The 25175-nt window shown below is 70.7% G+C and carries 22 protein-coding genes; 9 read left to right on the forward strand and 13 right to left on the reverse strand.

Features of this window, described 5'->3' with window-relative positions:
* The first annotated feature begins 10 nt into the window (after positions 1-10).
* Complete coding sequence (locus tag ACYBYQ_RS01085; protein ID WP_459616547.1) at positions 11-4114, forward strand: bifunctional nitrate reductase/sulfite reductase flavoprotein subunit alpha; 4104 nt, start codon at positions 11-13, stop codon at positions 4112-4114.
* Between the two features lie 95 nt (positions 4115-4209).
* On the opposite strand, the gene ACYBYQ_RS01090 is transcribed toward ACYBYQ_RS01085, so the two are convergent.
* Both ACYBYQ_RS01090 and ACYBYQ_RS01095 read right to left on the reverse strand, forming a co-directional pair.
* Positions 4210-5196: a Bug family tripartite tricarboxylate transporter substrate binding protein gene (locus ACYBYQ_RS01090; RefSeq protein WP_459616548.1), complete on the reverse strand. Its 987-nt coding sequence runs from the start codon at positions 5194-5196 to the stop codon at positions 4210-4212.
* A gap of 53 nt (positions 5197-5249) precedes the next feature.
* Complete coding sequence (locus ACYBYQ_RS01095) at positions 5250-6311, reverse strand: SMP-30/gluconolactonase/LRE family protein (protein WP_459616549.1); 1062 nt, start codon at positions 6309-6311, stop codon at positions 5250-5252.
* 175 nt (positions 6312-6486) lie between these two features.
* On the opposite strand from ACYBYQ_RS01095, the gene ACYBYQ_RS01100 reads away from it, so the two are divergent.
* The 5 genes from ACYBYQ_RS01100 to otsA all read left to right on the forward strand — a co-directional run bounded on the left by ACYBYQ_RS01100 (position 6487) and on the right by otsA (position 11625).
* Positions 6487-7131 (forward strand): diguanylate cyclase, encoded by a 645-nt coding sequence (locus ACYBYQ_RS01100; RefSeq protein ID WP_459616551.1) that lies wholly within the window; start codon positions 6487-6489, stop codon positions 7129-7131.
* A gap of 149 nt (positions 7132-7280) precedes the next feature.
* Positions 7281-7598 (forward strand): co-chaperone GroES, encoded by a 318-nt coding sequence (locus tag ACYBYQ_RS01105; RefSeq protein WP_459616552.1) that lies wholly within the window; start codon positions 7281-7283, stop codon positions 7596-7598.
* A gap of 33 nt (positions 7599-7631) precedes the next feature.
* A complete protein-coding gene (groL, locus tag ACYBYQ_RS01110; protein WP_459616553.1) occupies positions 7632-9254 on the forward strand; it encodes a chaperonin GroEL in 1623 nt (540 codons plus the stop codon).
* Positions 9255-9481: 227 nt separating this feature from the next.
* Positions 9482-10261 carry a trehalose-phosphatase gene (otsB, locus tag ACYBYQ_RS01115; protein ID WP_459616555.1) on the forward strand — a complete coding sequence of 260 codons (780 nt, stop codon included), beginning with the start codon at positions 9482-9484 and terminating at the stop codon, positions 10259-10261.
* Complete coding sequence (gene otsA, locus ACYBYQ_RS01120) at positions 10258-11625, forward strand: alpha,alpha-trehalose-phosphate synthase (UDP-forming) (RefSeq protein WP_459616556.1); 1368 nt, start codon at positions 10258-10260, stop codon at positions 11623-11625. The genes otsB and otsA overlap by 4 nt, the downstream gene beginning before the upstream one ends.
* Positions 11626-11629: 4 nt before the next feature.
* On the opposite strand, the gene kdgD is transcribed toward otsA, so the two are convergent.
* From kdgD to ACYBYQ_RS01135, 3 genes are all read right to left on the reverse strand, one after another.
* Positions 11630-12544 carry a 5-dehydro-4-deoxyglucarate dehydratase gene (gene kdgD, locus ACYBYQ_RS01125; protein ID WP_459616557.1) on the reverse strand — a complete coding sequence of 305 codons (915 nt, stop codon included), beginning with the start codon at positions 12542-12544 and terminating at the stop codon, positions 11630-11632.
* A 115-nt stretch (positions 12545-12659) separates the two neighbouring features.
* Positions 12660-13418, reverse strand: a complete 759-nt coding sequence (locus tag ACYBYQ_RS01130; protein ID WP_459616558.1) for a FadR/GntR family transcriptional regulator — start codon at positions 13416-13418, stop codon at positions 12660-12662.
* Between the two features lie 7 nt (positions 13419-13425).
* On the reverse strand, positions 13426-13992 hold the full coding sequence (locus ACYBYQ_RS01135; protein ID WP_459616559.1) for an Hsp20/alpha crystallin family protein: 567 nt from the start codon (positions 13990-13992) through the stop codon (positions 13426-13428).
* Positions 13993-14205: 213 nt separating this feature from the next.
* Between ACYBYQ_RS01135 and ACYBYQ_RS01140 the strand changes: the two genes are divergently transcribed.
* From ACYBYQ_RS01140 to ACYBYQ_RS01150, 3 genes are read left to right on the forward strand one after another with little or no spacing between them, the layout of a single operon-like run.
* Positions 14206-15798, forward strand: coding sequence for an alpha-amylase family glycosyl hydrolase (locus ACYBYQ_RS01140; RefSeq protein ID WP_459616560.1), 1593 nt, complete (start codon positions 14206-14208; stop codon positions 15796-15798).
* A 2-nt stretch (positions 15799-15800) separates the two neighbouring features.
* A complete protein-coding gene (locus tag ACYBYQ_RS01145; protein ID WP_459616562.1) occupies positions 15801-17438 on the forward strand; it encodes an alpha-amylase family protein in 1638 nt (545 codons plus the stop codon).
* Between the two features lie 14 nt (positions 17439-17452).
* A complete protein-coding gene (locus tag ACYBYQ_RS01150) occupies positions 17453-17833 on the forward strand; it encodes a sensory rhodopsin transducer (RefSeq protein ID WP_459616563.1) in 381 nt (126 codons plus the stop codon).
* Here ACYBYQ_RS01150 and ACYBYQ_RS01155 read toward each other — a convergent pair.
* The 8 genes from ACYBYQ_RS01155 to ACYBYQ_RS01190 form a co-directional block, all read right to left on the reverse strand.
* The gene (locus ACYBYQ_RS01155; RefSeq protein WP_459616564.1) at positions 17818-18825 is read right to left on the reverse strand and encodes a threonine/serine dehydratase family protein; all 1008 of its coding nucleotides are present in this window, start codon (positions 18823-18825) and stop codon (positions 17818-17820) included. The two genes, ACYBYQ_RS01150 and ACYBYQ_RS01155, sit on opposite strands and share 16 nt — an antisense overlap.
* A 63-nt stretch (positions 18826-18888) precedes the next feature.
* Positions 18889-20001 (reverse strand): tRNA 2-selenouridine(34) synthase MnmH, encoded by a 1113-nt coding sequence (gene mnmH, locus ACYBYQ_RS01160; protein ID WP_459616566.1) that lies wholly within the window; start codon positions 19999-20001, stop codon positions 18889-18891.
* A 111-nt stretch (positions 20002-20112) separates the two neighbouring features.
* A complete protein-coding gene (locus tag ACYBYQ_RS01165) occupies positions 20113-20505 on the reverse strand; it encodes a DUF4168 domain-containing protein (RefSeq protein ID WP_459616567.1) in 393 nt (130 codons plus the stop codon).
* 169 nt (positions 20506-20674) lie between these two features.
* Entirely contained in the window at positions 20675-21760 is a 1086-nt protein-coding gene (gene ada, locus ACYBYQ_RS01170) for a bifunctional DNA-binding transcriptional regulator/O6-methylguanine-DNA methyltransferase Ada (protein WP_459616569.1), read from the reverse strand.
* Between the two features lie 89 nt (positions 21761-21849).
* A complete protein-coding gene (gene alkB, locus ACYBYQ_RS01175; RefSeq protein ID WP_459616570.1) occupies positions 21850-22503 on the reverse strand; it encodes a DNA oxidative demethylase AlkB in 654 nt (217 codons plus the stop codon).
* 20 nt (positions 22504-22523) lie between these two features.
* A complete protein-coding gene (locus tag ACYBYQ_RS01180) occupies positions 22524-23315 on the reverse strand; it encodes a heme ABC transporter ATP-binding protein (protein WP_459616571.1) in 792 nt (263 codons plus the stop codon).
* Positions 23312-24259, reverse strand: coding sequence for a FecCD family ABC transporter permease (locus tag ACYBYQ_RS01185; RefSeq protein WP_459618675.1), 948 nt, complete (start codon positions 24257-24259; stop codon positions 23312-23314). Before ACYBYQ_RS01185 ends, ACYBYQ_RS01180 begins: the two co-directional genes overlap by 4 nt.
* A gap of 43 nt (positions 24260-24302) precedes the next feature.
* Positions 24303-25154: a heme/hemin ABC transporter substrate-binding protein gene (locus tag ACYBYQ_RS01190; RefSeq protein ID WP_459616573.1), complete on the reverse strand. Its 852-nt coding sequence runs from the start codon at positions 25152-25154 to the stop codon at positions 24303-24305.
* Between the last annotated feature and the right edge of the window lie 21 nt (positions 25155-25175).

Here is a 25175-nt window from a genome sequence, read left to right on the forward strand (position 1 = left end):
AGCGGCGAGCATGCAGGAGCGGAACGCGCAGGCTGCGGTCAAGACCGTATGCCCGTACTGCGGCGTGGGCTGCGGCATGGTGCTGCACGTCGAAGACGGCGAGGTGGCGCGGATCACCGGCGACGCCGATCATCCCGCCAATTTCGGACGGCTGTGCACCAAGGGCCAGTCGGCCCACGTGCCCCTGCGGGATCCGGGGCGCCTGCACAATGCCTATGTGCGCCACACGCGGGCGCGCGAGCCGTCGGTGGCGCCGATGTCCGAGGCCATTGCCGAGACGGCCCGGCGCCTGCGCGAAGTGCTGGATGTCCACGGGCCCGACGCGATCGCATTCTATGTGTCGGGCCAGATGTCGCTCGAGGCGCAGTACCTGGCGAACAAGCTGGCCAAGGGCTATGTCCGCACGCAATGGATCGAGTCGAACTCGCGGCTGTGCATGGCCAGCGCCGCCGCCGGCTACAAGTTGTCGCTGGGCGCGGACGGCCCGCCGGGCTCGTACCAGGATTTCGACCACGCCGACCTGTTCCTGGTGGTGGGCGCGAACATGGCGGATTGCCACCCCATCCTGTTCCTGCGCATGATGGATCGCGTGAAGGCGGGGGCGAAGCTGATCGTGGTGGACCCGCGGCGCACGGCCACCGCCGAGAAGGCAGGCCTGTTCCTGCAGATCCGGCCGGGCACGGACCTGGCGCTGCTCAATGGCCTGCTGCACCTGCTGCATGCCAATGGCCATACCGATGCGGATTTCATCGCGGCCCACACCGAGGGCTGGGAGCAGATGCCGGCATTCCTGGCCGCCTATACCCCCGAGAAAGTGGCCGCGATCACCGGCCTTGCCGAGCCGGACATCCGCCGGGCGGCGCAGTGGATCGGCGAAGCGCGCGCCTGGACCAGCTGCTGGACCATGGGCCTGAACCAGAGCAGCCACGGCACCTGGAACACCAACGCGTTGTGCAACCTGCATCTCGCCACGGGGAGCATCTGCCGTTCCGGCAGCGGCCCGTTCTCGCTCACCGGCCAGCCGAACGCCATGGGCGGGCGCGAGATGGGCTACATGGGGCCGGGGCTGCCCGGCCAGCGCAGCGTGCTCGACGAGGCGGACCGGCGCTGCGTGGAGGAGGCGTGGTCGCTGCCGCCGGGAACGCTGCGGGCCAAGGCCGGGGGCGGCACGATGGCCATGTTCGAGGGGATGGCGCGCGGCGAGATCAAGGCCTGCTGGGTGATCTGCACCAACCCGGTGGCCAGCGTGGCGAACCGGCGCAAGGTGGTCGATGCGCTGCAGGCCGCCGAGACGGTCATCGTGCAGGACGCGTTCCTGGACACCGAGACCGGCCGCCATGCCGACATCCTGCTGCCCGCCGCGCTCTGGGCCGAGGCGGACGGCGTGATGGTGAATTCCGAACGCAATCTCACGCTGATGCGCAAAGCCGTCGAGCCGCCGGGCGAGGCGCTGGCCGACTGGCGCATCATTGCGGCGGTGGCGCGCGAGATGGGTTATGGCGCGGCGTTCGACTATGCGAGCGCGGAGGAAGTCTTCGAGGAGATCCGGCGCTTCGCCAATCCGCGCACGGGCTACGACCTGCGCGGCGCCAGCCATGCGCGGCTGCGACAGACGCCGCTGCAATGGCCGTGCGCCGAGGACGCCGGACCCGACCGCAATCCGATCCGCTACCTGGATGAGGGAACGCAGTCGCTACGGTTCCCCACGCCCAGCGGCAAGGCGCGTTTCCATGCGCGTCCGCACGTTGCGCCGGCGGAGCAGCCCGGCCAGGCGTACCCCGTGGTGCTGAACACCGGCCGGCTGCAGCACCAGTGGCACACGATGAGCAAGACGGGCAAGGTCGCGATGCTGAACAAGCTCAATCCGCGGCCTTTCATCGAGATCCACCCGCAGGACGCGGCGGCGCTCGGCATCGCGCCCCAGGACAGCCTGGAGATCCGTTCGCCGCGCGGCCGCGCGGTGCTGCCGGCGCAGGTGAGCGACCGCGTGCAGCCCGGAAGCTGTTTCGCGCCCATGCACTGGAACGACGCGTACGGCGATGACCTGTGCGTCAACGCCGTCACCAGCGATGCGGTCGATGCGCTTTCGCTGCAGCCGGAACTGAAGTTCTGCGCGGTGGCGCTGGCGCGGGTCCCGGCGCCGGGCGGGGCGCAGCAGGCGCCGCAGGAGCCTGCGCCGGCAGAGCCCGATGTGTCGCCGGTGGACGTGCTGGTTGGCGTGGTGGGGGTGTCCGACACCGAACCGCCCGCGCTGTCCAGCGCGGAGCGCATCTACGTGGGCGGTTTCCTGCGCGGGCTGCGCGCGGCCCAGCCCCGGCCCGCGGCCGGCGTGCCCGTGCTCCCCGCGGGAGCGCCGGTCGGCCCGGTGGCCCGCATGTGGCTCGACGGCCTGCTCGCGGGGCTGTACAGCCGCGCGCCGTTCGCCGAGGACACGGCGGCTGCGCCGGAAGCGCCGCAGGCCGGTGCGGCGCCGCGCGGCGCGCGCATCGTGCGCCCGCGTCCCAGGGTGCTGCTGCTGTGGGCCTCGCAGACCGGCAACGTGGAGTCGCTGGTCGAAGGCTACGCCACGCAGCTGATGGACTCGGGTTTCGAGATCCGCGTGGCGTGCATGGCCGACCATCAGCCGGCATCGCTGGCCAAGGCCCAGTACGTGCTCCTGATGACCAGCACCTTCGGCGACGGCGATCCGCCCGACAACGGGCTGGCGTTGTGGGAGGCGCTGTGTGCCGCCGATGCGCCGCGCCTGGAGGGCGTGCGCTATGCCGTGCTGGCCTTCGGCGACCGCAATTACGACGCGTTCTGCGGACATGGCCGCAGGCTCGATGCCCGGCTGGCCGAGCTGGGCGCGCAGCGGCTGGCCGACCGCACGGACTGCGACGTTGAATTCCAGCCGCAGGCCGACCAGTGGCTGGAACGGGCGATCGCCTGCATCAAGGAGGCCGATGCCGCGCTGTACGACACGGCTGCCGAGGTGCCCGGCCGCGCCGCGGCCATGGCCACCAAGGCCAGCCCGGCGCCATCCCGCCTGGTGGCGAACCTGAGGCTGAACCGCGAAGGCTCGGCCAAGGATACGCGCTGCTTTGCCCTGTCGGCCGGGTCGGCCGGGCTGGAGTACGAGGCCGGCGACGCGCTGGGCGTCTGGCCCGTCAACTGCCCCGAACTGGTGGACGAGATCCTGGCGCTCACCGGCCTGAAGGCCGGGACGCCGGTGTCGCTGGAGGGCCTGGGCGAAATGTCGCTGGCCGACGCGCTGCTGCGGCACCTGGACATCACCCGGCCGCATGCCGATGCGCTCGCCTTCATTGCCGGCAGGAGCCCGGGCGGCGGCGCGCTCAAGGGGCTGCTGGCCGAAGCGCGTCGCGGCGAGCTGAAGCAGTGGCTGTGGGGCCTGCAGCTGGCGGACGTGCTGCACGCGTTCCCGGTGGATCTCTCGGCGGCCGAGCTGGTGGCCATGCTCAAGCGGCTGCAGCCGCGCCTGTATTCGATCTCGTCGAGCCCGCACGCGCATCCGGGCGAGATCCACCTCACGGTGTCGGCCGTGCGCTATCACAATGGGCGGCGCCAGCGCAAAGGCGTGGCTTCCACCTTCCTGGCCGACCGCGCCGCCGACGCCAGCCTGTCCGTCTTCGTGCAGAAGTCCGCCCATTTCCGACCCCCCGCCGCCGGCGATGCGCCCATGATCATGGTGGGGCCGGGCACCGGTATCGCGCCGTTCCGCGCTTTCCTGCAGGAAAGGCGCGCCCGCGGCGCCACCGGCCGCAACTGGCTGTTCTTCGGCGAGCATCATGCCGACACCGATTTCTACTATCGCGACGAACTGATGGACATGCGGGCAAGCGGCCTGCTGTCGCAGCTGGACCTGGCGTTCTCGCGCGACCAGGAGCGCAAGGTCTACGTGCAGGACCGCATGCGCGAGCAGGGCGCCGCCCTGTGGGCCTGGCTGGAGGAGGGCGCCTATTTCTTCGTGTGCGGCGATGCCTCGCGCATGGCGCGGGACGTGGATGCCGAACTGCGCGCCGTCGTCGCCCGCCACGGCAACATGTCGGCCGAGCGCGCCAACGAATACGTGGCCCGGCTCACCCGGGAAAGACGCTACGTGCGCGACGTGTACTGACGCCGCGCACCCAGGGCCTGGTCGCCGGATGGCATTTGGTGTCTGACACCAGCTTTCACTGAAAACTGAAAGCTGGTGTCAGACACCTTACGGGTTCAGTCGAGCTTGATGCCCACGCTTTCCACGACCTTGGCCCAGCGGGCGCGTTCGCTGTTGAAGAATGTGCCCAGTTTGGCGGGGTCGTAGGTGACGATCTCGGCGCCCTGGTCGTTGAGCTTGCCGGTGATCTCGGGCTGGCGCACGATCTCCGCCAGCAGGCCGGCCAGGCGCTGGGCCGTGGCCTCGGGCATGTCGGCGGGCGCCATCACGCCCTGCCAGGTGCCGGATTCGAAGCCGTCCACGCCCTGTTCGGCGATGGTGGGGATGTCGGGCACGAGTTGCATGCGCTCGCGCTTGGAAATGGCGACGGCGCGCAGCTTGCCGCTCTTGATGTGCGGCAGCGTGGCCAGCAGGCCGTTCATGATGACCTGGGTCTGGCCGCCTATGGTGTCGGTGACGGCCTGCGAGCCGCCCTTGTACGGCACGTAGTCCCATTGGGCGCCGGTGGCCTGCTGCACCGAGACCGCGGCCAGGTGCGGCGCGCTGCCGATGGCGGTGACGGCGAAGTTCACCTGCTGCTGCCTGGAGAGCGCGACGATCTCCGGCAGGGTCTTGGGCGGGAAGTCCGGGTGCACGGCCAGCACGTGCGGCGAGTAGGCCAGCATGCTGACGGGACGCAGGTCTTTGGAGGGGTCGAAGTTGAGCTTGGTGTAGACCGACGGGCTGATGGCCAGTGCGCCGACGTCGCACAGCAGCAGCGAGTGGCCCTGGTCGTCCGCCTGCACCACCAGGCCCGCGCCCAGATTGCCGTTGGCGCCGGGCTTGTTCTCCACCACCACGGTCTGGCCCAGGGCTTCGCTCAGGCGCGGGGCCACCAGGCGCGCGATGATGTCCGACGAGCCGCCGGGCGGGTAAGGCACCACGATGCGCACCGGGCGGGTCGGCCAGTTGGCGGCCTGGCCCTGGGCCTGGGCCAGCGTGGGCAGGGCAATGCCGGCAAGGGGCAGCGCGGCGGCGCTGCGCAGGAAGTCGCGTCGTTGCATGTTTGCAGGTCTCCGTTGGGGTGTCGTGGTCTGGGCCGCAGGGAAAGCGGGCGCTACGCGGCGCCGCGCGTTTCCACGTACAGCGCGTAGAGGGAATGACTGCTCGCCATGAAGAGGCGGTTGCGCTTGGCGCCGCCGAAGCACAGGTTGGCGCAGCGCTCGGGCAGGCGGACGTGGCCGATGGGCTTGCCCTGCGGGTTGAAGACCATCACCCCGTCGAGGTCGGCCGGATTGGCGTCGGGGGCGCCGTTGCTGCCCCAGCCGCACCACAGGTTGCCTGCCTCGTCGCACTTGATGCCGTCGATGGCGCCGGGCCCCTGCGCGTCGATGTGCGGCCGCTTGCCGGAGAGCCCGCCGTCCGGGTTCACGTCGTAGGCCCACACCATGCGCGAGGGCTGGTGGCGGGACTCCACCACGTACAGCACCTTCTCGTCGGGCGAGAAGCACAGGCCGTTGGGGCCGGCCAGGTCGTCCAGCATGACCTCCAGCCGGCCGTCGGGATCGATGCGGTAGACGGAGTGGGGGCGCTCGGGCTCGGCCTTGTCGCCTTCCCAGTGGCCGGCTATGCCGAAGTTGGGATCGGTGAACCAGATCGAGCCGTCGCTGCGGCACACGATGTCGTTGGGGGAGTTCAGCCGCTTGCCTTCGTAGCGCTCGGCCAGCACCGTGATGCTGCCGTCGTATTCGGTGCGCGTGACGCGCCGGGTGAGGTGCTCGCAGGCGAGGAGACGGCCCTGGCGGTCGCGCGCCAGGCCGTTGCTGAAGTTGGCGGGCTGGCGGAACACGCTGAACTGGCCGGTGGTCTCGTCCCAGCGCAGGATGCGGTCATTGGGTATGTCGGAAACCAGCAGGTAGCGGCCGTCGCCGAACCACACCGGACCTTCCAGCCAGCGGCCGCCCGTGGCCAGCTGCTCCACCGTACTGCTGTAGATGCGCAGCCTGGCGAAGGCCGGGTCCAGCACGCGCACCGAAGGATCGGGATAGCGCTGCTGCGGCGTGAAGGGAAACGACTGGGCGCGGGCCAGGCCCAGGGGCGCCACGGCCAGCGCGGCGCCGAGCAGCCTGCGGCGCGACCGCGACGTCGCGGCGTGTTCCAGGGATAGCACGGGCGGCATGCTTGTCTCCTCGGATGACATGGTTGCCATCTCACTTGTACGTTGTCGTATGACTTATCAGGGAAGATTACACCGGCAATCCCGCGTGCGCAATCTTTGGCCACATTCTGCGTGTTGCCCGCGGCGCGCGGCCGGTCTATGTTGACATCGACGACTGTTGGAACGGAGGCCTCTCATGCAACTCTACGAGACGATTTCCGAGCAGGCGCACGACATGCGCGTTCCCCTCTATGCCGTCACCATGGCGGTCGCGGCCCGCGCCGACACGCCGGCGCTGCTCACGCTGCACTGGCACGGTTTCGGACGCGAAACGCCGCTGCGCCTGGACGACGCGTCGCCGCCGCCCCGTTCGCTGCCGGGTTCCGCCATCCAGGTGCCGCTGCGCTGGCACGCCTTCGAGGAGCTCGACAGCATGCTGCTCGACGCCGCATGGCAGCTGGGCGCATGGGACGTCGAGCGCCAGGGCTGCGCGCCCTGGTGGCGCCTGGGCGCCTCGGCCAAGGAGGCGCTGGCGGGCCATCGGGCTTTCGGCGACTACCCCGACTGTCCGCCCGACGAGCAGGCCCTCATCGTCGACGCTCCCGACCAGCAGGACCTGCTGCGCATGGCGGCAGGCAAGGGATATGTGCGCTGGCAGTTCCGTCCGCGGGTGGGCGGCATCTGGGCGCAGCTGGACGACCCCGACGATACGGTGGACGAAGGCGGGGCACGCCAGCCGCCGTGCCCCGTGCCGCCTCAGCCCTACGACAGGCACCGGCCGGGCCGGTTGGTCTACAGGCTGGGGCGGGTGGAGCGCTTGATTCTTCCAGATTCATACTGAAACATTTAGTTTCTATTGCGGCTCTTGAAGCCGCCCCGGTCGACCCATAAATCCCATCCGCCGCCCAAGGCGGCGTGGATGCCGTTCCGCACACGCCGGCGGCACCGGATTCCTTTATGGGTGATCTGCAATCGCTTAGGAGATTGATCATGAAGATTCGTCCCCTTCACGACCGGGTTATCGTCAAGCGAATCGAACTACAGCGCACGACGGCATCCGGCATCGTGATTCCCGACTCGGCAGCCGAGAAGCCCGAGCAAGGCGAGATCATCGCCGTGGGCAACGGCAAGGTGCTGCAGGATGGCAGCGTGCGCGAACTCCAGCTCAAGGTCGGCGACCACGTGCTGTTCGGCAAGTATGCCGGCCAGACGGTCAAGGTCGATGGCGAGGAGTTGCTGGTGATGCGCGAAGAGGACGTCCTGGGCGTCATCGAGGACGCCGGCGGCCAGCTGAAGAAAGCCGCCTGATCCCGTTCCACCACGATTCCGAAGGTGAAGACCATGAGTGCGAAAGACGTCAAATTCCATGACAACGCCCGCAGCCGTGTGGTCCGGGGCGTGAACATCCTGGCCGACGCCGTCAAGGTGACGCTGGGACCGAAAGGCCGCAATGTCCTGCTCGAGCGCAGCTTCGGTGCGCCGACCATCACCAAGGATGGCGTGTCGGTGGCCAAGGAAATCGAGCTCAAGGACAAGTTCGAGAACATGGGCGCCCAGGTGGTCAAGCAGGTGGCGTCGAAGACGGCCGACGTGGCCGGCGACGGCACCACCACCGCCACCGTGCTGGCGCAGTCCATCGTGCAGGAAGGCATGAAGTACGTGGCTTCCGGCATGAACCCCATGGACCTCAAGCGCGGCATCGACCAGGCCGTGGCCGCGGTGATCGAATCGCTGCGCAAGCTCTCCAAGCCCATCTCCACCAACAAGGAGATCTCGCAGGTGGCGGCCCTGTCGGCCAACGCCGACGAGGACGTGGGCAAGATCATCGCCCAGGCCATGGAGAAGGTGGGCAAGGAAGGCGTGATCACCGTCGAGGACGGCAAGTCGCTCGAGAACGAGCTCGACGTGGTCGAGGGCATGCAGTTCGACCGCGGCTACCTGAGCCCGTACTTCATCAACGACCCGGAAAAGCAGCTGGTCTCGCTGGACGATCCGCTGGTGCTGCTGCATGACAAGAAGATCTCCAACATCCGCGATCTCCTGCCCGTGCTGGAGGCCGCCGCCAAGGCCGGCAAGCCGCTGCTGATCGTGGCCGAGGATGTCGAGGGCGAGGCCCTGGCCACGCTGGTGGTCAACGCCATGCGCGGCGTGCTCAAGGTGGTGGCCGTCAAGGCCCCGGGCTTCGGCGACCGCCGCAAGGCCATGCTGGAAGACATCGCCATCCTGACCGGCGCCACCGTGATCTCCGAAGAGACCGGCCTGCAGCTCGAGAAGGCGACGCTGCAGGAACTGGGCAGCGCCAAGCGTGTCGAGGTGCACAAGGAGAACACCATCATCGTCGGCGGCGCTGGCGAGCAGTCGCGCATCGATGCCCGCGTCAAGGCCATCCAGGCGCAGATCGAGCAGGCCACCAGCGACTATGACCGCGAGAAGCTGCAGGAGCGCGTGGCCAAGCTGGCCGGCGGCGTGGCCGTGATCAAGGTGGGCGCGGCCACCGAGGTCGAGATGAAGGAGAAGAAGGACCGCGTCGACGACGCCCTGCACGCGACCCGCGCCGCGGTCGAAGAAGGCATCGTGCCGGGTGGCGGCGTGGCGCTGCTGCGCGCCCGCAAGGCCGTGGGCGAACTGAAGGGCGCCAACGCCGACCAGGATGCCGGCATCAAGATCGTGCTGCGCGCGCTCGAGGCGCCGCTGCGCGCCATCGTGGCCAATGCGGGCGAGGAGCCCTCGGTGGTGGTGGCCAAGGTGCTCGAAGGCGAAGGCAACCATGGCTACAACGCCGCGACCGGCGAATATGGCGACCTGGTCGAGATGGGGGTGGTCGATCCCACCAAGGTGACGCGCACGGCGCTGCAGAACGCGGCGTCGATCGCGGGCCTGATCCTGACCACGGACGCCACCGTCGCCGAACTGCCCAAGGAAGAAAAGCCTGCCGCGCCCGCGCCGGCTGACATGGACTTCTGATCGGCAGTACGCAGCCGCCGGCATGCCCCGGCGGCCCGCCTCGATGTAAGGCCGGAGGCGCAAGCCATCCGGCCTTTTTGTCGGGCGCCGCATGGCGCCTGGTGCATCACGCTGCCGAAACGCCTGGATACCTCTTGGGGGTGTTCGCCCGGCATCCGGTGGCGCTATGTTCAATACATCCCAGCCCCGTCGCCATTTTCCGGACGGCGCGGCTTCCGGACCCCGCCATGCCCCATACCCACACCGATACCGATACGCCGCCATTGCCCGATCCCGCCGCCACGGCCCTGTTCCTGGACCTGGACGGCACGCTTGCCGAAATCCGCCCCGATCCCGCCCAGGTCGCCGTGCCCGGCGATACGCTGGCAACACTGGCGCGGCTGGCGCGCGCGCTGCAGGGCGCGCTTGCCGTGCTGTCGGGGCGCGCCGGCGAGGAGCTGGACCGCCTGCTGCATCCCCTGGTGCTGCCGCACGGCGCCAACCATGGCGCGGTGCGGCGCGAAGCCGGCGGCCGGGTCACGGCCCTCCCTGCGCCGGCGTCCCTGCCTGCCGTGACGGCGCAGCTGCGCGATGCCGTCGCCGGCTGGTCCGGCGTACGCCTGGAGCCCAAGCCGCATGGCGTGGCGGTCCATTACCGCCAGGCGCCGGAGCGCGCCGCCGCCGTGGACGCCCTGGTCCGCGAGATGGCCCGGGCGCACGCGCCCGACTACGCCGTGCAGCCGGGCAAGATGGTGGTGGAGCTGCGGCCTGCCGGCGCGGACAAGGGCGAGGCGTTGCGCAGCTTCATGCGCAGTCCGCCCTATGCCGGCCGCACGCCCGTCATGGTGGGCGACGACGTGACCGACGAAGCGGCATTCGCCGCGGCGCAGGATCTGGGGGGCTACGGCGTCAAGGTCGGTCCGGGCGAGACCGCCGCGCGCTGGCGCCTGGCCGACCCGGCCGCCGTGGCCGCCTGGCTGGGCCGCTGGGACAGCGGCAGCCGCGCCCGCCAGGGAGAGCAGGCATGAGCCGCCTCATCGTGGTGTCCAATCGTGTCGCGCCGCCCACGGGCTCCAAGCCCCCCGGAGGTCTGGCGGTCGGCGTGGAAGACGCGCTGCGCGCCAGCGGCGGCATATGGCTGGGCTGGAGCGGCGAGGTGGCGGCGCGCGCCGGCGCACTGCAGGAAGTGGAGCACGGCAACGTGCGCTATGCCCTGTTCCCGCTGACGCGGGCCGACTATGACCGCTACTACCGCGGGTTCGCCAACGCGGTGCTGTGGCCGGTGTTCCACTACCGCCCCGACCTGAGCGAATACCTGCGCGCCGACTACGAGGGCTACCTGCAGGTCAACCGCGCCTTCGTACGGCGGCTGCAGTCGCTGGTGCAACCCGACGACCTCATCTGGGTGCACGACTATCACCTGCTGCCGCTGGGGCAGATGTGCCGCGAGGCGGGCATGACCAACCGCATCGGTTTCTTCCTGCACATCCCGTTTCCTGCGCTCGAGGTCTACGCCACGGTGCCGCCCCATCGCTACCTGGCGCAGGCCATGTGCGCCTACGACGTGCTCGGGTTCCAGACCGAGGCGCATGCGCAGGCCTACGTCGACACGGCGGTGCGCATGCTGGGCGCCGAGCATGCCGGAGACCGCCTGCGGCTGGGAGGACGGGAAGTGCGGGTGGGCGCCTACCCCATCGGCATCGACGTGGATGACGTGCAGGCCATGTCGCGCGGCGAGCGCACCCGCAAGGTGGCGTCGCTGAAGTCCGGGCTGGCCGACCGGCGGCTCATCATCAGCGTGGACAGGCTGGACTACAGCAAGGGCATGCTGGAGCGCTTCGAGGCCTTCGCGCAGATGCTGGAGAGCCGCCCGGCCCAGCGCGGCAAGGTGTCCTTCGTGCAGATAGCGCCGTCGTCGCGCTCGGACGTGCACGGCTATCGCGAGATCCGGCGCGAGCTGGAAATGGCGGCCGGCCACATCAACGGCCGCTGGAGCGAGCTGGCGTGGACGCCGCTGCGCTACATCAACCGGCCGTTCGACCGCGCCGAGGTCATGCCGCTCATGCGGGCCTCGCAGGTGGGCTTCGTGACGCCGCTGCGCGACGGCATGAACCTGGTGGCCAAGGAATACGTGGCCGCGCAGCCCCCGGAGGACCCGGGAGTCCTGGTGCTGTCGCAGTTCGCGGGCGCGGCCGACGAGCTGCGCGACGGCGCCCTCATCGTGAACCCGTACGACATCTGGGGCATGGCCGACGCGCTGGACCAGGCGCTGCGCATGCCGCTGCGCGAGCGCCGCAACCGGCACGCCCGGCTCATGGCGCAGTTGCGGCGCAACGACCTGCGCAGCTGGAAGGACCGCTTCCTGGCCGACCTGGAGGGCGGCGCAGGCTGAGCCGCTACTGCGGCCCGAGCTTGCGGATCAGTGCGTCCAGCGCCGCCATCTCGTCGTCGGTGAGGTCGGTGAGCGGTGCGCGCACCGGGCCGCCGTCGCGGCCCACCAGCCTGGCGCCGGCCTTCACGATGGACACGGCGTACCCGGCGCGGCGGTTGCGGATGTCGAGGTAGGGCAGGAAGAAATCGTCGAGCAGCCGGCCGGTGGTGGCCGTGTCGCCCGAGGCCACGGCCTTGTAGAAGTCCATGGCCGTCCTGGGAATGAAATTGAACACGGCGGAGGAATACACCGGCACGCCCAGGGCGCGGTAGGCCTCGGCATAGACTTCGGCGGTGGGCAGGCCGCCCAGGTACGACAGGCGGTCGCCCAGCTTGCGGCGCACGCGCACCATGGCTTCGATGTCGCCCACGCCGTCCTTGAACCCGATCAGGTTGGGGCAGGCGTCCGCGAGGCGCTGCAGCGATTCGGCGCTCAGGCGCGAGTTGGCGCGGTTGTAGACGATCACGCCGATCTTCACAGAACGGCAGACCTGTTCCACGTGCGCGGCGATGCCTTCCTGGCTGGCTTCGGTGAGGTAGTGGGGCAGCAGCAGGATGCCCTTGGCGCCCTGGCGTTCGGCCTCCTGGGCGTAGGCGATGGCGGTGCGGGTGGGGCCGCCCGCGCCGGCCAGGATGGGCACGCTGTCGCGGCAGGTCTGCACGGCGGTGCGGATGATGTCGCTGTATTCGGCCGGCTCCAGCGAGAAGAACTCGCCGGTGCCGCCTGCGGCGAACAGGGCACTGGCTCCGTAGGGCGCCAGCCACTCCAGCCGTTCGGCATAGGACTTGGCCCGGAAGTTGCCGTCGGCGTCGAAATCGGTGATGGGGAAAGACAGCAGGCCGTCGGAAATGATGGCCTTGAGTTCCTGCGGGGTGGTCATGGTGCGTCCTGTTGTCGGAGGTTGTTATCAGTTATCGTACAACATTGGAAGGCGCGCCACAATCACAGCCCGGCCGCAGGGGTGCCCGCCGCAACGGCAGGCACGCGCAGGCGATTCAGGCCCGGGCCTGGCGCGCGGCGTCCGCCGCTTCGTAGGCGCGCCGGACGCGGTCGCGGCTGTTGCCCAGGTGGGTGCGCATGGCGGCCCGCGCGGCCTCGGGGTCCTGGGCCTCGATGGCCTGGTGGATGGCCTGGTGTTCGCGGTGCACCCGCTGCAGGTAGGCGGCGCGGTCGTCCTCGGCCAGCGCGGCCGAGTCGACGCGGGTGCGGGGTATCAGGGCATTGCCCAGCTGCTGCAGGATGTCGTGGTAATAGCGGTTGCCGGCAGCCTGGGCGACGCACAGGTGGAAGGCGCGGTCGGCCGGCACGGCGTCGCCCGTGCCGCGCTCGAGCCGTTGTACGAAATCGGCGAGGCAGCGGCGCATTTCCCGCAGGTGGGCCGGGGTGCGTCGCTCCGCTGCCAGCGCGGCCGCTTCGGTCTCGAGCGTGATGCGCAGTTCCAGCATGGCCATCACGTCGAGCAGGGTGAGGATGCCGGCCGTGTCGATCTGCAGGCCCGTGGGTTCGGAGGGCGAGAGCACGAACGTGCCGATGCCATGGCGCGTTTCCACCAGCCGCGCGGCCTGCAGCTGCGAGATGGCTTCGCGCACTACCGTGCGGCTCACGCCCTGCTCCGCCATGATCTCGGATTCGGTGGGCAGCTTCTGCCCGGGCAGGATCTCCCCCGCCTGTATGCGCGCGGCCAGCGCAGACACGACTTCTTCGGTCAGGCTGCGGGAGCGGCGGCGCAGGGGGGGCGGGGGGGCGGTATCCATGCGGGGATTATATTTCCGGCACGCGTCCCTGGGCGGCCGCCGACGGCGCCGCCTCGCCGCGCGTGCCGCTGGCGTCGTCCGGCAGGTCTTGCGGGGCATGTCCGCCGGCCTGGCTGCCCTGCACGGTGATGCGGTGGCTGGCAGGCGCATCCTCGCGCCGCCCGAGCTCGATCCGCAGCACGCCATGCTCCAGGGTGGCCCGCGTCTTCGCGGGATCGGGCGCGAAGGGCAGTGTCAGCGTGCGCTGGAACCGGCCATAGCTGCGCTCGGACACATGCATGGCGCCCGTGCGCCGCTGCGCCTGCGGATCGCGCTTCTCGCCGCTGATGACGAGCACGTCGCCGGAAAGGCGTACGTCCACGTCGCCCGGCTGCACGCCCGGCAGTTCCGCCGAAACGCAGAGGTCGCCGTCGTTCTCGCACAGTTCCAGCTGGGGCATGGCGACTGCCCCGAATTCACGCAGTCCGGTGCCGCCCAGCAGCGTATCGAACAGGCGGTCCATGTCGCGGTGCAGCTCGGCCAGCGGAGGCGTGGGCCAGGCGCGCGCGAGGGGGGTGGAAGAGCTTGCAGGCATGATGAGGTCCCTCCGGCTGGAGAAGAGATTGCGGGGAACGTGCCGCGCGGCAACTCCCATGCCCGCATGGCGGGCCGGACGGCGCCGGGGGGCGCAGGGTAATCCTTGCGTGGCGGGGAAGATTTTGCATGGGCCCCTCCGGGGAGCGCACGCGCAACGGCGGGCATGGCGGTTGCTGGCCGCGAGGGTCCGGCAACCACGATGGCACCCGACATGCCCATGTCCGTATCGCAGCGCGCCCAGCCCACCCAGACGACCCAGACCGCGACCGCCATGTCCGACGCGCCGCCCTGGTGGCGGCAAGCCGTGGTGTACCAGGTGTACCCGCGCTCGTACGCCGACGCCAACGGCGACGGGATAGGAGACCTGCAGGGCCTGTGCCGGCACCTGGACCACATCCGCGACCTTGGCGCCGATGCAATCTGGATCTCCCCCATCTTTCGCTCGCCCATGGCCGACGCCGGCTACGACATCAGCGACTACTGCGACATCGACCCGCTGTTCGGCAGCCTGGAGGACGCCGACCGGTTGCTGGCCGAAGCCCATGCGCGCGGCCTGCGCGTGCTGCTGGACTTCGTGCCCAACCATACGTCGGACCAGCACCCGTGGTTCAAGGAGTCGCGCTCATCGCGCAACAGTCCGTATCGCGACTGGTACATCTGGCGCGACCAGCCCAACGACTGGCGCGCGGCCCTGGGCGCGGGCAGCGCCTGGACCTGGGACGAGGCCACCGGGCAGTACTACCTGCACCTGTTCCTGCCGCAGCAGCCGGATCTCAACTGGCGCAATCCCGCCGTGGTGGAGGCCATGCACGGCGTGCTGCGGTTCTGGCTGGATCGCGGCGTGGACGGGTTTCGCATCGACGTGGCGCACTGCACCGGCAAGGACCCCGACTTCGCGGACCATCCGCGCTGCCTGGCGGGCGAGCCGCTGGCCAGCTTCAACGACCAGCCCCACAGCCACGAGGTGCTGCGCGGGATACGCCGGGTGGTCGACAGCTATCCCGACGACCGCGTGCTGGTGGGCGAGGTGAACATACGCTCCACGGCCAGCGTGGTGCGCTACTACGGCGCCGGCGACGAGCTGCACATGTCGTTCAATTTTCCTCCGCTGGACGCGCCGTGGGATCCGGTGGTGTTCCGCACTTGCGTGCGCGAGGTGGACCGGCTGATGCAGAGCGCCGACGCCTGGCCCACCTGGGTGCTGTCCAACCACGACAATCCACGCCACCGCACCCGCTACGGCGGCTCGGCGCGGCGCGCCCGGGCGGCAGCCATGCTGCTGTTGACGCTGCGCGGCACGCCGTTCCTGTTCCAGGGCGAGGAGCTGGGGCTGGAAGATGCCGTGATCACCCCGGAGACCGCCGTGGATCCGGGCGGCCGCGACGGCTGCCGGGCCCCGCTGCCCTGGACGCGCGAGCCGCCGCACGGCTGGGAGGGCCGGCCTACCTGGCTGCCCTTTCCGCCTCGTGCCGGTGAACAGTCGGTGGCGGCACAGCTGGAGGATCCGGACTCGATGCTGCACCTGTACCGCCGGCTGATCGCCGCCCGTCGCCGCAGCGCTGCGCTGCGGGTGGGGTCGTGGGAGGAGTTGCCTTCTCCGCCCGAGGTGCTGGTGTACCGCCGCCGCCTGGGCGATGACATCCGGGTGGTGTGCGTGAACTTCGCCGACCGTCCGCTGCCGGTGACGCTGCGGGGCCAGTGGGAGGTGGAGCTGGCGACAAGCGCGGACGCCGTGGCGGGCGCGGCCTTCGGCGGCATGGCCGAACCCGAGAGCGGCATGCTGCTGCGACCCAAGGGAGCTTGATCATGGCAGACGAGTGGTATCGCAACGCGGTCATCTACCAGGCCGATCCGGCCACCTTCCAGGACAGCGACGGCGACGGCATGGGCGACCTGCGCGGGGTCATGCAGCGGCTGCCCTATCTGCGCGGCCTGGGCGTCACGTGCCTGTGGCTCACGCCGTTCTATCGCTCGCCGTTTCGCGACGGCGGCTACGACGTCTCCGACTACCTGAGCGTGGACCCGCGCTACGGCTCGCTGGCCGACATGGCGGAGCTGCTGGAGGCCGCCGACCGGCATGGCATCCGCGTGATGATAGACCTGGTGGTGCAGCACACTTCCGACCAGCATCCGTGGTTCCAGGAGGCGCGGCGCAGCCGCAGCTCGCCCTACCGCGACTACTACGTGTGGGCCGACACGGACGACGAGCCCACCGAGGTGAAGCCCATCTTCCCGACGGTGGAGGACGGCGTCTGGGCCTGGGACGAGGAGGCCGGCCAATACTACCGCCACACGTTCTATCGCCACGAGCCCGACCTCAACCTGGCCAACCCGCGCGTGCGCGAGGAGGTCGAGCGCATCATGGGGTTCTGGCTGCGCCTGGGCGTGGCGGGCTTCCGCGTGGATGCCGCCTCGCACATGATCGAGCGCTCGCGCGCCGCCGACTCGCGCGACAACGGCTTCTGGCTGCTGGACAGCCTGCGGCGGCACCTCAATTCGCGGCGCGCCGACGCCGTGCTGTTCGGCGAAGTGGACGTGCCGCCGCACGAGTATGCCGATTATTTCGGCGACGGCCGGCGCCTCTCGCTGGTGTCGAACTTCTGGCTCAACAATCACCTGTACCTCGCGCTGGCCCGGTGCAGCGCCGAGCCGCTGGCGCGCGCCCTGCGCGAGCAGCCCTGCGCGCCGGCGGGGGCGCAGTACGCCGTGTGGGTCCGCAACCACGATGAACTGGACCTGGAGCGCCTGACCGAGGACGAGCGCAAGGAAGTGATGGACGCCTTCGCGCCCGATCCGGACATGCGCATCTACGGACGCGGCATCCGGCGCCGGCTGCCGCCCATGCTGGAGGGCAACCACGAGCGCGTGGCCCTCACGCATGCGGTGGTGATGTCGCTGCCAGGGGTGGCGATCCTGCGCTATGGCGACGAGCTGGGCATGGGCGACGACCTGAACCTGCCCGAGCGCCATGCCGTGCGCACCGCGATGCAATGGTCGGACGAGCACAACGCCGGGTTCTCGGGCGCAGCGCCGGAACGGCTGGACGTGCCGCTGATTCGCGGCGGCCCCTATGGCTACGAGGCGGTCAATGCCTACCGGCAGTCGCTGGAGCATGACTCGCTGCTGGCGCGCGTGGGCCGCATGGCGCGCGCCAGGCTGGGGTTGCGGGCCATGGGCAGCGGTCGCTATCGTGTGCTGGACGTCGGCAATCCGGCGGTGCTGGCGGTGCTGCACCTCGCGGACGACGAGGACGAGATGGTGCTTGCCGTGGCCAATCTGTCGGACGAGCCGGTGCGGGTGCACGTGCCCGAGGTGCCGCTGGAGTCCCTGGTGGACGTGCTGATCGACGGGGCCTACGACCGCGGCGACGAGCACCCTGCACGGCTGTCGCTGCATGCCTACGGGTACCGCTGGCTGCGCCATCGCCGCCACATGATCGAATGAACCGGGAGACCAGTATGGAAGAAGAAGGCATAGGCAAGCGTGTATGGGTGATCGCGGAGGGCTACCTGCCGCCGTCCAGCACGGGAACCACGCGCCAGCTCGCCAGCCACGAGACGGCGTGCATGCTCAACACCGGCCCGCGCGATGCCCAGGTGGAGGTGACCATCTACTACGCGGACCGCGATCCCGTCGGGCCCTACCGCGTGACCGTGCCGGCGCGCCGCACGCTGCACCTGCGCTTCAACGACCTGCAGTCGCCGCAGCCCATTCCCGTGGACACGGATTTCGCCAGCGTGTTCCGTTCCGACGTGCCCATCGTGGTGCAGCACACCCGGCTCGATTCGCGCCAGGCCGAGCTGGCGCTCATGACGACCACCGCCTACGCGGCAGACTGAGCCGCGTCCTGCGCAGCGCGCAGGTGCGCGCAGAAGGTGGCGGGGTCGGTATTCGTGCCGCACAGCAGCACGCCCACGCGCCGGCCCGCCAGGTCGGCGGCCAGCGGCCCCGCCAGCGCCGCGGTGGCCGTGGCGCCAGCAGGCTCGACCGCCAGCTTGAGCTGGTCGAACAGCAGGCGCATGGCGGCGCGTATCGCGTCGTCCGACACCCGCACCAGGCGGTCCACGTGCTGGCGGCACAGCGCGTAGCTGTAGGCCTCGGTGTGCGGCGCCATCAGGCTGTCGGCAATCGACTGCATGGCCCCCATCCTGACCGGCCCGCCCGATTCGAAGCTGCGGTGCATGGCGTCGGCGCCTTCGGGCTCCACGCCGATCACCTGGCAAGAGGGCGACATGGCCTTCACCGCGGTGGCCACCCCGGCCATGAGGCCCCCGCCGCCGATGGGCACGATCACGGCATCCAGGCTGCCGGCCTGTGTGAGCCATTCGTAGCCCAGCGTGGCGGTGCCCAGCACGGTGCGATAGCCGTTGAACGGATGCACGAAACAGCGGCCTTCCTCGGTCTCGATGCGGCGCACCGTCTCGAAGGCGGCCTGGCCGTTCTCGGCCAGCACCACCTCGGCGCCATATTCGCGGCATAGCGCCACCCGGGCCGGGCTCGCGGTTCTGATCATCACCACCTTGGCCGGCACCTGCAGCCGCATGGCCGCGTAGGCCACGGCCACCGCGTGGTTGCCGGCCGACACGCAGGTCACGCCGGCGGCCCGCCGGGCCGGCTCCAGGGCCAGGATGTTGGAGAAGGCGCCACGCGCCTTGAAGGTGCCGCTGGCCTGCAGCAGTTCGAACTTGAAGCACACGCTGGTGCCCGCCAACGGCGCGAAATCGTCCTTCTCGAGGATGGGGGTGGTGCGCACCCACTGCGCCAGCGCGGCATGCTGGGCCGCGATGGCGGGCAGGTCGGGGATGGGTTCGGCAGCGTGCGATGCTTGCATGGAGGCTCCTCGGTATTTCGGTCGGCGCAGGGTCCGGCCCGCGGCCTGGGTCAGCCCACAGCCCTAGGCGGGCGCCGCGCAGCAGCTGCGCTGCAGGAGGTAGTCGCGCACTTCGGCGGGCTGCCCGGCGAACAGGATGCGGTCGGCCTTCTCCCTGCGCTGGTAATCGTAGAGCGGATCGTAGTATTCGCTCAGCAGCGCGGCGATCCAGTCCCGGTGCAGCGCCACGTCGCCCGTGGCCGCCTGGCGGTCCAGGGCCGCCTGCATCACGGCGCGCAGCCGCGCATGGCGTTCCCCGCCCAGGCGGCGGGCGATGCGGTCCAGGCTCTGCAGCAGGTGCGTACCGAATTGGGCCAGCCCTTCCTCTGCGCCGTGCAGGGCGGTGAATTCGGCGCACAGGTCGGTCACGTAGTCGCGCAGGATGCGCTCCACCCGGTTGGCGTGCGAATCTTCGAGCCAGACCATGGGCGCGCGCTGCATGGCTGCATACAGGTTGGGCGGAACCGCGCGGCTGCCCACCATGCGGCCTTCATCCTCGATCACGAAATCATGCAGGCCGGCCGCGCGCTTGCGCAGCAGGTCGATCGCCACCGCATTCTCGAACCCGATCTGCGGCGGCTGGGGGAGGGCGTGTCGGCCGAAGCTCGAGCCGCGATGGTGGGCGTGGTGTTCGAGATCCAGCGCATTGGGCAGCGCGGCGAGCAGCTCGGTCTTGCCGGTGCCGGTGAGTCCGCCCAGCACCAGGTAGCGGCATTCGTTCAGCGCCGCTTCCAGGGTATCGATCAGGAACGTGCGCAGGGCCTTGTAGCCCCCTTCCACGCGCGGGTAGTCGATGCCGGCGTCCTCGCGCAGCCATTGCTGCGCGATCTGCGAACGCAGGCCGCCGCGGAAACAATAGAGCGCGCCGTCGGGGTGCTTGCGCGCGAACGCCGCCCACGCCGCGACACGGGCCGCCCGCACCTCGCCCGACACCAGCCGGTGTCCCAGCGCGACGGCGGCTTCCGGACCCTCCCGCGTATAGCAGATGCCGACGCGATGGCGCTCGGCGTCGTCCATCAGCGGCAGGTTCACGGCTGCGGGAAAGGCGCCCTTGGCGAATTCGATGGGCGCCCGTACGTCGAAAAGCGGCGTGGAATGCAGGAAGAGTGCGTGGTATTCGGAGATCGTCTGTGCCATAGGCCCCGGGAGTCGGCGCGGGCGCGGCCGCCCGCCGAATGCCGGCGGCGGTCGCCCGGGGCAGATTTTAGGCCGAGTCGCCCACGGAGCCGGACGGCCCCGCCGGCGGCATCATTGTGCCGGCCGCTGTTGCTGCTGCATCATGGCGACCAGCCGCTGCTGCAGTTCGGGATCTTCCTGGACGGCGCGGCTGATGTCGTTGAACTCGTCCACTGTCATGCCGTCGGCATTGACGGCCTGCACCATTTTCTCGTCGGCTTCCTTCAGCAGGCTCTCGCGCGCGTTGTCGTCGGGCGCAGCCTGCACCTTCGGGCGGTACTCGTCGGCCACGACGGCCACTTTCTGCGAGGCGCCGACATATTTCTGCAGCTGGGCCTCGCTGGGCTCGGTGCGTTGCGGCACCGTGGACTGGGACGGCGCGGCATTCTGGGCCAGGGCCGGGGTGCCGGCAAGTCCGAAGGCCAGGGCGGCCGCAGCCAGGAAAGCTTGGGTGGATCGCTGCATGGAGGCGCTCCTTCTGTCGTGTTGCTAGGCCATCCATGGTGACAAGACCCCCGGGGGGGGTTCAAGTTTCGCGATGTATGTGGCTGTGTCGGCAGGCCACTCCCAGCGCGGCTCGTAGCATCTTGACGCTCTACGCCCGGCACCGCAACGCCTGCTTGCAACTCCGGGATCAGGCCGCGTCCGGGTCGGCTGCCTGGCGGGCTTCGCGCTCCAGCAGGGCGCGCTTGCGCGCGATGCCCCAGCGGTAGCCGGACAGCTCGCCGCCCAGCCGCACGACCCGGTGGCACGGAATGGCCACGGCCAGGGGATTCGCGCCGCAGGCCTGCGCCACGGCGCGCACCGCGCGCGGCAGGCCGATGCGGCGGGCCAGCTCGGTGTAGCTGACGGTCTGGCCTGCGGGGATCTCGCGCAGGGCCTGCCACACGCGTTCCTGGAAGGCCGTGCCGCGCACGTCCAGCGGCAGGTCCAGGCCGCGCGCCGGCATCTCGACCAGCCCCACCACCTGGGCCACGAGGCGCTCGTAGGCCGCGTCGCCGCCAAGCAGCCGCGCGCGCGGGAAGCGGTCCTGCAGGTCTTGTACCAGGGCTTCCGGATCGTCGCCCAGCAGGATGGCGCATACGCCGCGCGGACTCTGCGCCACCAGGATGGCGCCCAGGCTGCACTGGCCGACGGCGAAGCGGATCTCCGTGTCGGGCGCGCCGGCGCGATATTCGCGCGGGCGCATGCCCAGCACGGCGTCCGCATGGGCATAGGCCCGGCTGCCGGACCCGTACCCTGCCTGGTAGATGGCGTCGGTGACCGAGCCGTGGGGGCTGCCCAGGGCGTCGCGCAGGCGCCGCCCGCGGTGCGCTGCCGCGTAGCCGCGCGGGGTGAGGCCGGTGACCGATTTGAATACGCGATGCAGGTGATAGGGGCTCAGGCCCGCCCGCGCCGCCAGCTCCCTGAGGTCGGGCGGGTTCTCGGCGCGCTCGATTTCCCGGCACAGTTCGGCCACCAGCGCTGCCTGGCGGCGGGCCGCAGTGCTGCGGTCCGCGGCGGCCCGCCGGCTGGGCCGGTAGCCGGCGGCCTCGGCTTGCTGCGGTGTATCGAAGAACTCCACGTTTTCGGGGCGGGGCAGGCGTGCCGCGCTGCTCGGCGCGGCATACACCCCGGTGGTCTTCACGGCATAGACGAACCGGCCGTCGGCAGCCGGGTCGCGCGCCTGCACGGCGGCCCAGCGCGGGTCTTGTTCGGGAGACGAAGGGGAAGCGGTCATGGCGGCGCTCTCGACAGGGACATTGCGCTCGACTGTAGTCGGCCCCGGCGCGGGCTGCATCCCGCTGCTTGCGGTCGAATTCCGCGCACTCATCGGCCTGCCCGCCGGAACGTGATGTTCAGGCGCCGCCGGCCCACGACGGGATGCTCGGCCTGCGCCACCGGCAGCACGCCGTGGTAGCGCAGCCGGTCCGTGCCGCCCCAGACCGCCACGTCGCCATGGAACAGGGGTATCCGCAGAGCGGGATCGGTGCGGCGCATGCCGCCGAACAGGAACACCGCCGGGATGCCCAGCGACACCGACACGATGGGATGCGCCAGGTCGCATTCGTTGCGGTCCTGGTGCAGCGACATGCGGGCGCCGGGCGCATAGTCGTTGACGAGGCAGGCGTCGGGCACGAAGCCCGGGAAGCCCGCCTCGGCTGCCGCGGCGCGGGCGAGGTCCAGCAGCACCGGAGGAATGGCGGGCCAGGGCCGGCCGGTGGCGGGATCCTCACGGGTATAGCGGTAGCCCGCGGGCCCGGAGGTCCAGCCCAGCGTGCCGCAATTGCTCAGCGCCACCGACATGGTATGGCCGCCTGGCGTCTGCATGCGGCGCGGCGGGGCCGCCCGCTGTACCGCATCCAGCGCCGCCAGCAGGGCGGCGGCCTGGGGCAGGGCATGGCCGCGCAGCACGCAGGATTGCGGGCCCAGCGCCACGCGCTGTCCTGCGTCGGGGGCCTCGAACCAGTCGTCGAAAAGCATGGCAGGAAAGCGTAGCAGCCTCAGTGCGCCAGCACCAGCAGCCGGCCGGGCAGGCGCGGATGCGGCAGCACGTCGGCCTCGATGCCGTAGGTGCGGCGCAGCAGCTCCGGGGTGAGCACGGCTTGCGGAGGGCCTTCGGCCACGGCGCCGCCTTCGGCCAGCAGCAGCAGGCGGTCGCACCAGCGCGCGGCCAGGTTGACGTCGTGCACGATCACCAGCACGCCCAGCGCCTGGGCATGCGCCAGCTGCCACGCCGTATCCATCAGGTCGAGCTGGTGGCGCGGATCGAGGTTGGAGATCGGTTCGTCCAGCAGCAGGTAGCGGGGCGTGTCGGTTGCCGGGCTCGCGTGGCATTGCGCCAGCACGCGGGCGAACTGCACGCGCTGCTGCTCGCCGCCTGAAAGCTCGGGGTAGCGGCGCTGCGCCAGGTGGCCCACGCCGGCGCGGGCCAGCGCGTGCTCCACCAGAGCCTCCACCTGCGCCGGCGGCAGTTCGGGAAATGGATATGTGCCCATGGCCACCACCTCGTGCACGGCCAGGTCGAACGACAGCGAGGGCTTCTGCGGCAGCACGGCGCGTCGGCGCGCCTGCTGGCGCGGAGCAAGGCGCTCCAGGTCGGCGCCGTCCAGCGCGATGCGGCCGGCGTCCGGACGCAGCTCGCCGGCCAGGGCCGCGAGCAGCGTGGACTTGCCGGCGCCGTTGGCGCCCAGCAGGCCCAGCACCTCGCCGGGCCGCACGCTGAGCGAGACGTCCGACAGCACGGCGACGCCGCCGCGCGAGAGCGTGAGATGCTCTGCGTGCAGGCCGTTCATGCACGCCGCCCGCGCGCCAGGAGCCAGAGGAAGAAGGGGCCGCCGACCAGGCTGGTGACGAGCCCGATCGGCAGCTCCGCGGGGATCACCACCACGCGCGCCAGCCAGTCGGCCAGCACCAGGGCCAGCGCACCGGCCAGCATCGAGGCCGGCAACAGCCAGCGGTGGTCGGCGCCCAGGCTCATGCGCACCAGGTGCGGCACGACCAGGCCCACGAAGCCGATGCCGCCGGTGGCTGCCACCAGCGGGCCCACGATGAGGGCGGTGGCCAGCACCAGCCGGCGCCGCACGCTGCGCAGCGCGAAGCCGAGGTGCAGGGCTTCGCGCTCGCCCAGCAGCAGGGCGTTGAGCACGCGCCACTGGCTGGCCAGCCAGATCGACCACAGCAGGGTCCAGGGCCCGAGGAAGGCCAGCAGGGGCCAGCTGGCGCCTGCCAGGCTGCCCATGCTCCAGAAGGTCAGGTCGCGCAGCTGTGCGTCGGACGCCATGAAGGTGAGCAGGCCGATCAGGCTGCCCGCCACGGTGTTGATGGCGATGCCTGCCAGCAGCAGCCCCGCCACGCCCGGCACGCGGCGGCCGAGCGCATAGGCGCAGGCGGTGGCCAGCAGGCTGCCGATGAAGGCGGCGGGCGCCGTCAGGGCGAAGCCGCCCCGGGTGAGCACGATCGCGCACACTGCGCCCAGTGCGCCGCCGGCGGAGATGCCCACCAGTCCGGGTTCGGCCAGGGGGTTGCGGAACAGGGCCTGCATGGCCGCGCCGCAGATGGCCAGCGCGGCGCCGGCGCACAGCGCGAACAGCACCCGCGGCAGGCGGATGTCGAGCAGCACGCTGCGCCAGAGCGCGTCGTCGGGCCCATTGCCTGCCGTCCACAGCAGCCGCGGCAGCTCGGCCGGCGGGATGCGCACGGCGCCGCTGCCCGCGGCCAGCAGCGCCGCCAGCAGCAGCACGGCCGCCAGCGCGGCCAGCACCGTGGCGGGCAGCGTGCGGCTACGCGGGCGTGCGGCGTGGGCCCGGGCTGGCAACACAAGCGGTCTCCTTCAGGGTTCGGATGGCCTGGGGCAGCCGTGGTCCGGTGCCCAGGGCAAGCAGGTCGTCCATGACCACGATGCAGTCATGGGCGCCGGCGGGGGTGGCGGCCAGCCCCGGCATGGCGCGCAGCGCGTCCATGCCCCCGGAGGCCTCCAGCGAGGTCCGCGTGATGACGATGACCTCGGGGGCCAGGCCGGCCAGCGCCTCGGCAGAGACCGGCTTGTAGCCCTGCTGCCCGTCCAGCACGTTGCGCAGCCCCGCCAGTTCGAGCACCAGGCCGGCAGCCGTGCCGGCGCCCGCACCCTGCAGCGTGCCGGTGCGGTTCATGAGCAGCATGGCGCGCGCGTTCGAGGCGGGCAGCGCCCGGGCGGCATCCAGGTCGCGCATCACCGTATCGCTCAGCGCCCGGCCGGCGGCCTCGGCGCCGAGGGCCCGCGCCACCTGCGCGATGCGGGTCTGCAGCGACTGCACCGAAGGCTGGTCGGAAACGGTTTCCACCCGCACGCCGGCCTTGCCCAGCTTGCGCAGCGTTTCCGGCGGCCCCGCCTGCTCGGAAGCCAGCACCAGGTCGGGCCGCAGCGCCAGCACGCCTTCCACCGGCACCGCGCGGTAATAGCCCACCCGCGGCAGCCGCGTGGCCGCCTCCGGATACAGGCTGGAGAGATCGTCGCCCACCAGGCGGCTGCCCTCATCCAGGGCATACACGATCTCGGTGACGCTGCCGCCCAGCGTGACCACGCGGCTCTGCGCCGACGCCGCGCCGTGCCAGGCCGCGCAGGCGGACAGGAAGAAGGCCAGCAGGTACTTCATGACGCTCCTTGGTTGCGGTGT

This window comes from Bordetella sp. 2513F2 (genome assembly GCF_054642735.1).

Coding starts and splice junctions, on each gene's coding strand:
- groL (WP_459616553.1), top strand. CDS start 7,632: ATGAGTGCGAAAGACGTCAAATTCCATGACAACGCCCGCAGCCGTGTG.
- otsB (WP_459616555.1), top strand. CDS start 9,482: ATGCCCCATACCCACACCGATACCGATACGCCGCCATTGCCCGATCCC.
- ACYBYQ_RS01145 (WP_459616562.1), top strand. CDS start 15,801: ATGGCAGACGAGTGGTATCGCAACGCGGTCATCTACCAGGCCGATCCG.
- ACYBYQ_RS01100 (WP_459616551.1), top strand. CDS start 6,487: ATGCAACTCTACGAGACGATTTCCGAGCAGGCGCACGACATGCGCGTT.
- ACYBYQ_RS01085 (WP_459616547.1), top strand. CDS start 11: ATGCAGGAGCGGAACGCGCAGGCTGCGGTCAAGACCGTATGCCCGTAC.
- ACYBYQ_RS01105 (WP_459616552.1), top strand. CDS start 7,281: ATGAAGATTCGTCCCCTTCACGACCGGGTTATCGTCAAGCGAATCGAA.
- ACYBYQ_RS01155 (WP_459616564.1), bottom strand. CDS start 18,825: ATGCAAGCATCGCACGCTGCCGAACCCATCCCCGACCTGCCCGCCATC.
- otsA (WP_459616556.1), top strand. CDS start 10,258: ATGAGCCGCCTCATCGTGGTGTCCAATCGTGTCGCGCCGCCCACGGGC.
- alkB (WP_459616570.1), bottom strand. CDS start 22,503: ATGCTTTTCGACGACTGGTTCGAGGCCCCCGACGCAGGACAGCGCGTG.
- ACYBYQ_RS01140 (WP_459616560.1), top strand. CDS start 14,206: ATGCCCATGTCCGTATCGCAGCGCGCCCAGCCCACCCAGACGACCCAG.
- ACYBYQ_RS01180 (WP_459616571.1), bottom strand. CDS start 23,315: ATGAACGGCCTGCACGCAGAGCATCTCACGCTCTCGCGCGGCGGCGTC.
- ACYBYQ_RS01165 (WP_459616567.1), bottom strand. CDS start 20,505: ATGCAGCGATCCACCCAAGCTTTCCTGGCTGCGGCCGCCCTGGCCTTC.
- ACYBYQ_RS01150 (WP_459616563.1), top strand. CDS start 17,453: ATGGAAGAAGAAGGCATAGGCAAGCGTGTATGGGTGATCGCGGAGGGC.
- kdgD (WP_459616557.1), bottom strand. CDS start 12,544: ATGACCACCCCGCAGGAACTCAAGGCCATCATTTCCGACGGCCTGCTG.
- ACYBYQ_RS01135 (WP_459616559.1), bottom strand. CDS start 13,992: ATGCCTGCAAGCTCTTCCACCCCCCTCGCGCGCGCCTGGCCCACGCCT.
- ACYBYQ_RS01130 (WP_459616558.1), bottom strand. CDS start 13,418: ATGGATACCGCCCCCCCGCCCCCCCTGCGCCGCCGCTCCCGCAGCCTG.
- mnmH (WP_459616566.1), bottom strand. CDS start 20,001: ATGGCACAGACGATCTCCGAATACCACGCACTCTTCCTGCATTCCACG.
- ACYBYQ_RS01190 (WP_459616573.1), bottom strand. CDS start 25,154: ATGAAGTACCTGCTGGCCTTCTTCCTGTCCGCCTGCGCGGCCTGGCAC.
- ada (WP_459616569.1), bottom strand. CDS start 21,760: ATGACCGCTTCCCCTTCGTCTCCCGAACAAGACCCGCGCTGGGCCGCC.
- ACYBYQ_RS01095 (WP_459616549.1), bottom strand. CDS start 6,311: ATGCCGCCCGTGCTATCCCTGGAACACGCCGCGACGTCGCGGTCGCGC.
- ACYBYQ_RS01090 (WP_459616548.1), bottom strand. CDS start 5,196: ATGCAACGACGCGACTTCCTGCGCAGCGCCGCCGCGCTGCCCCTTGCC.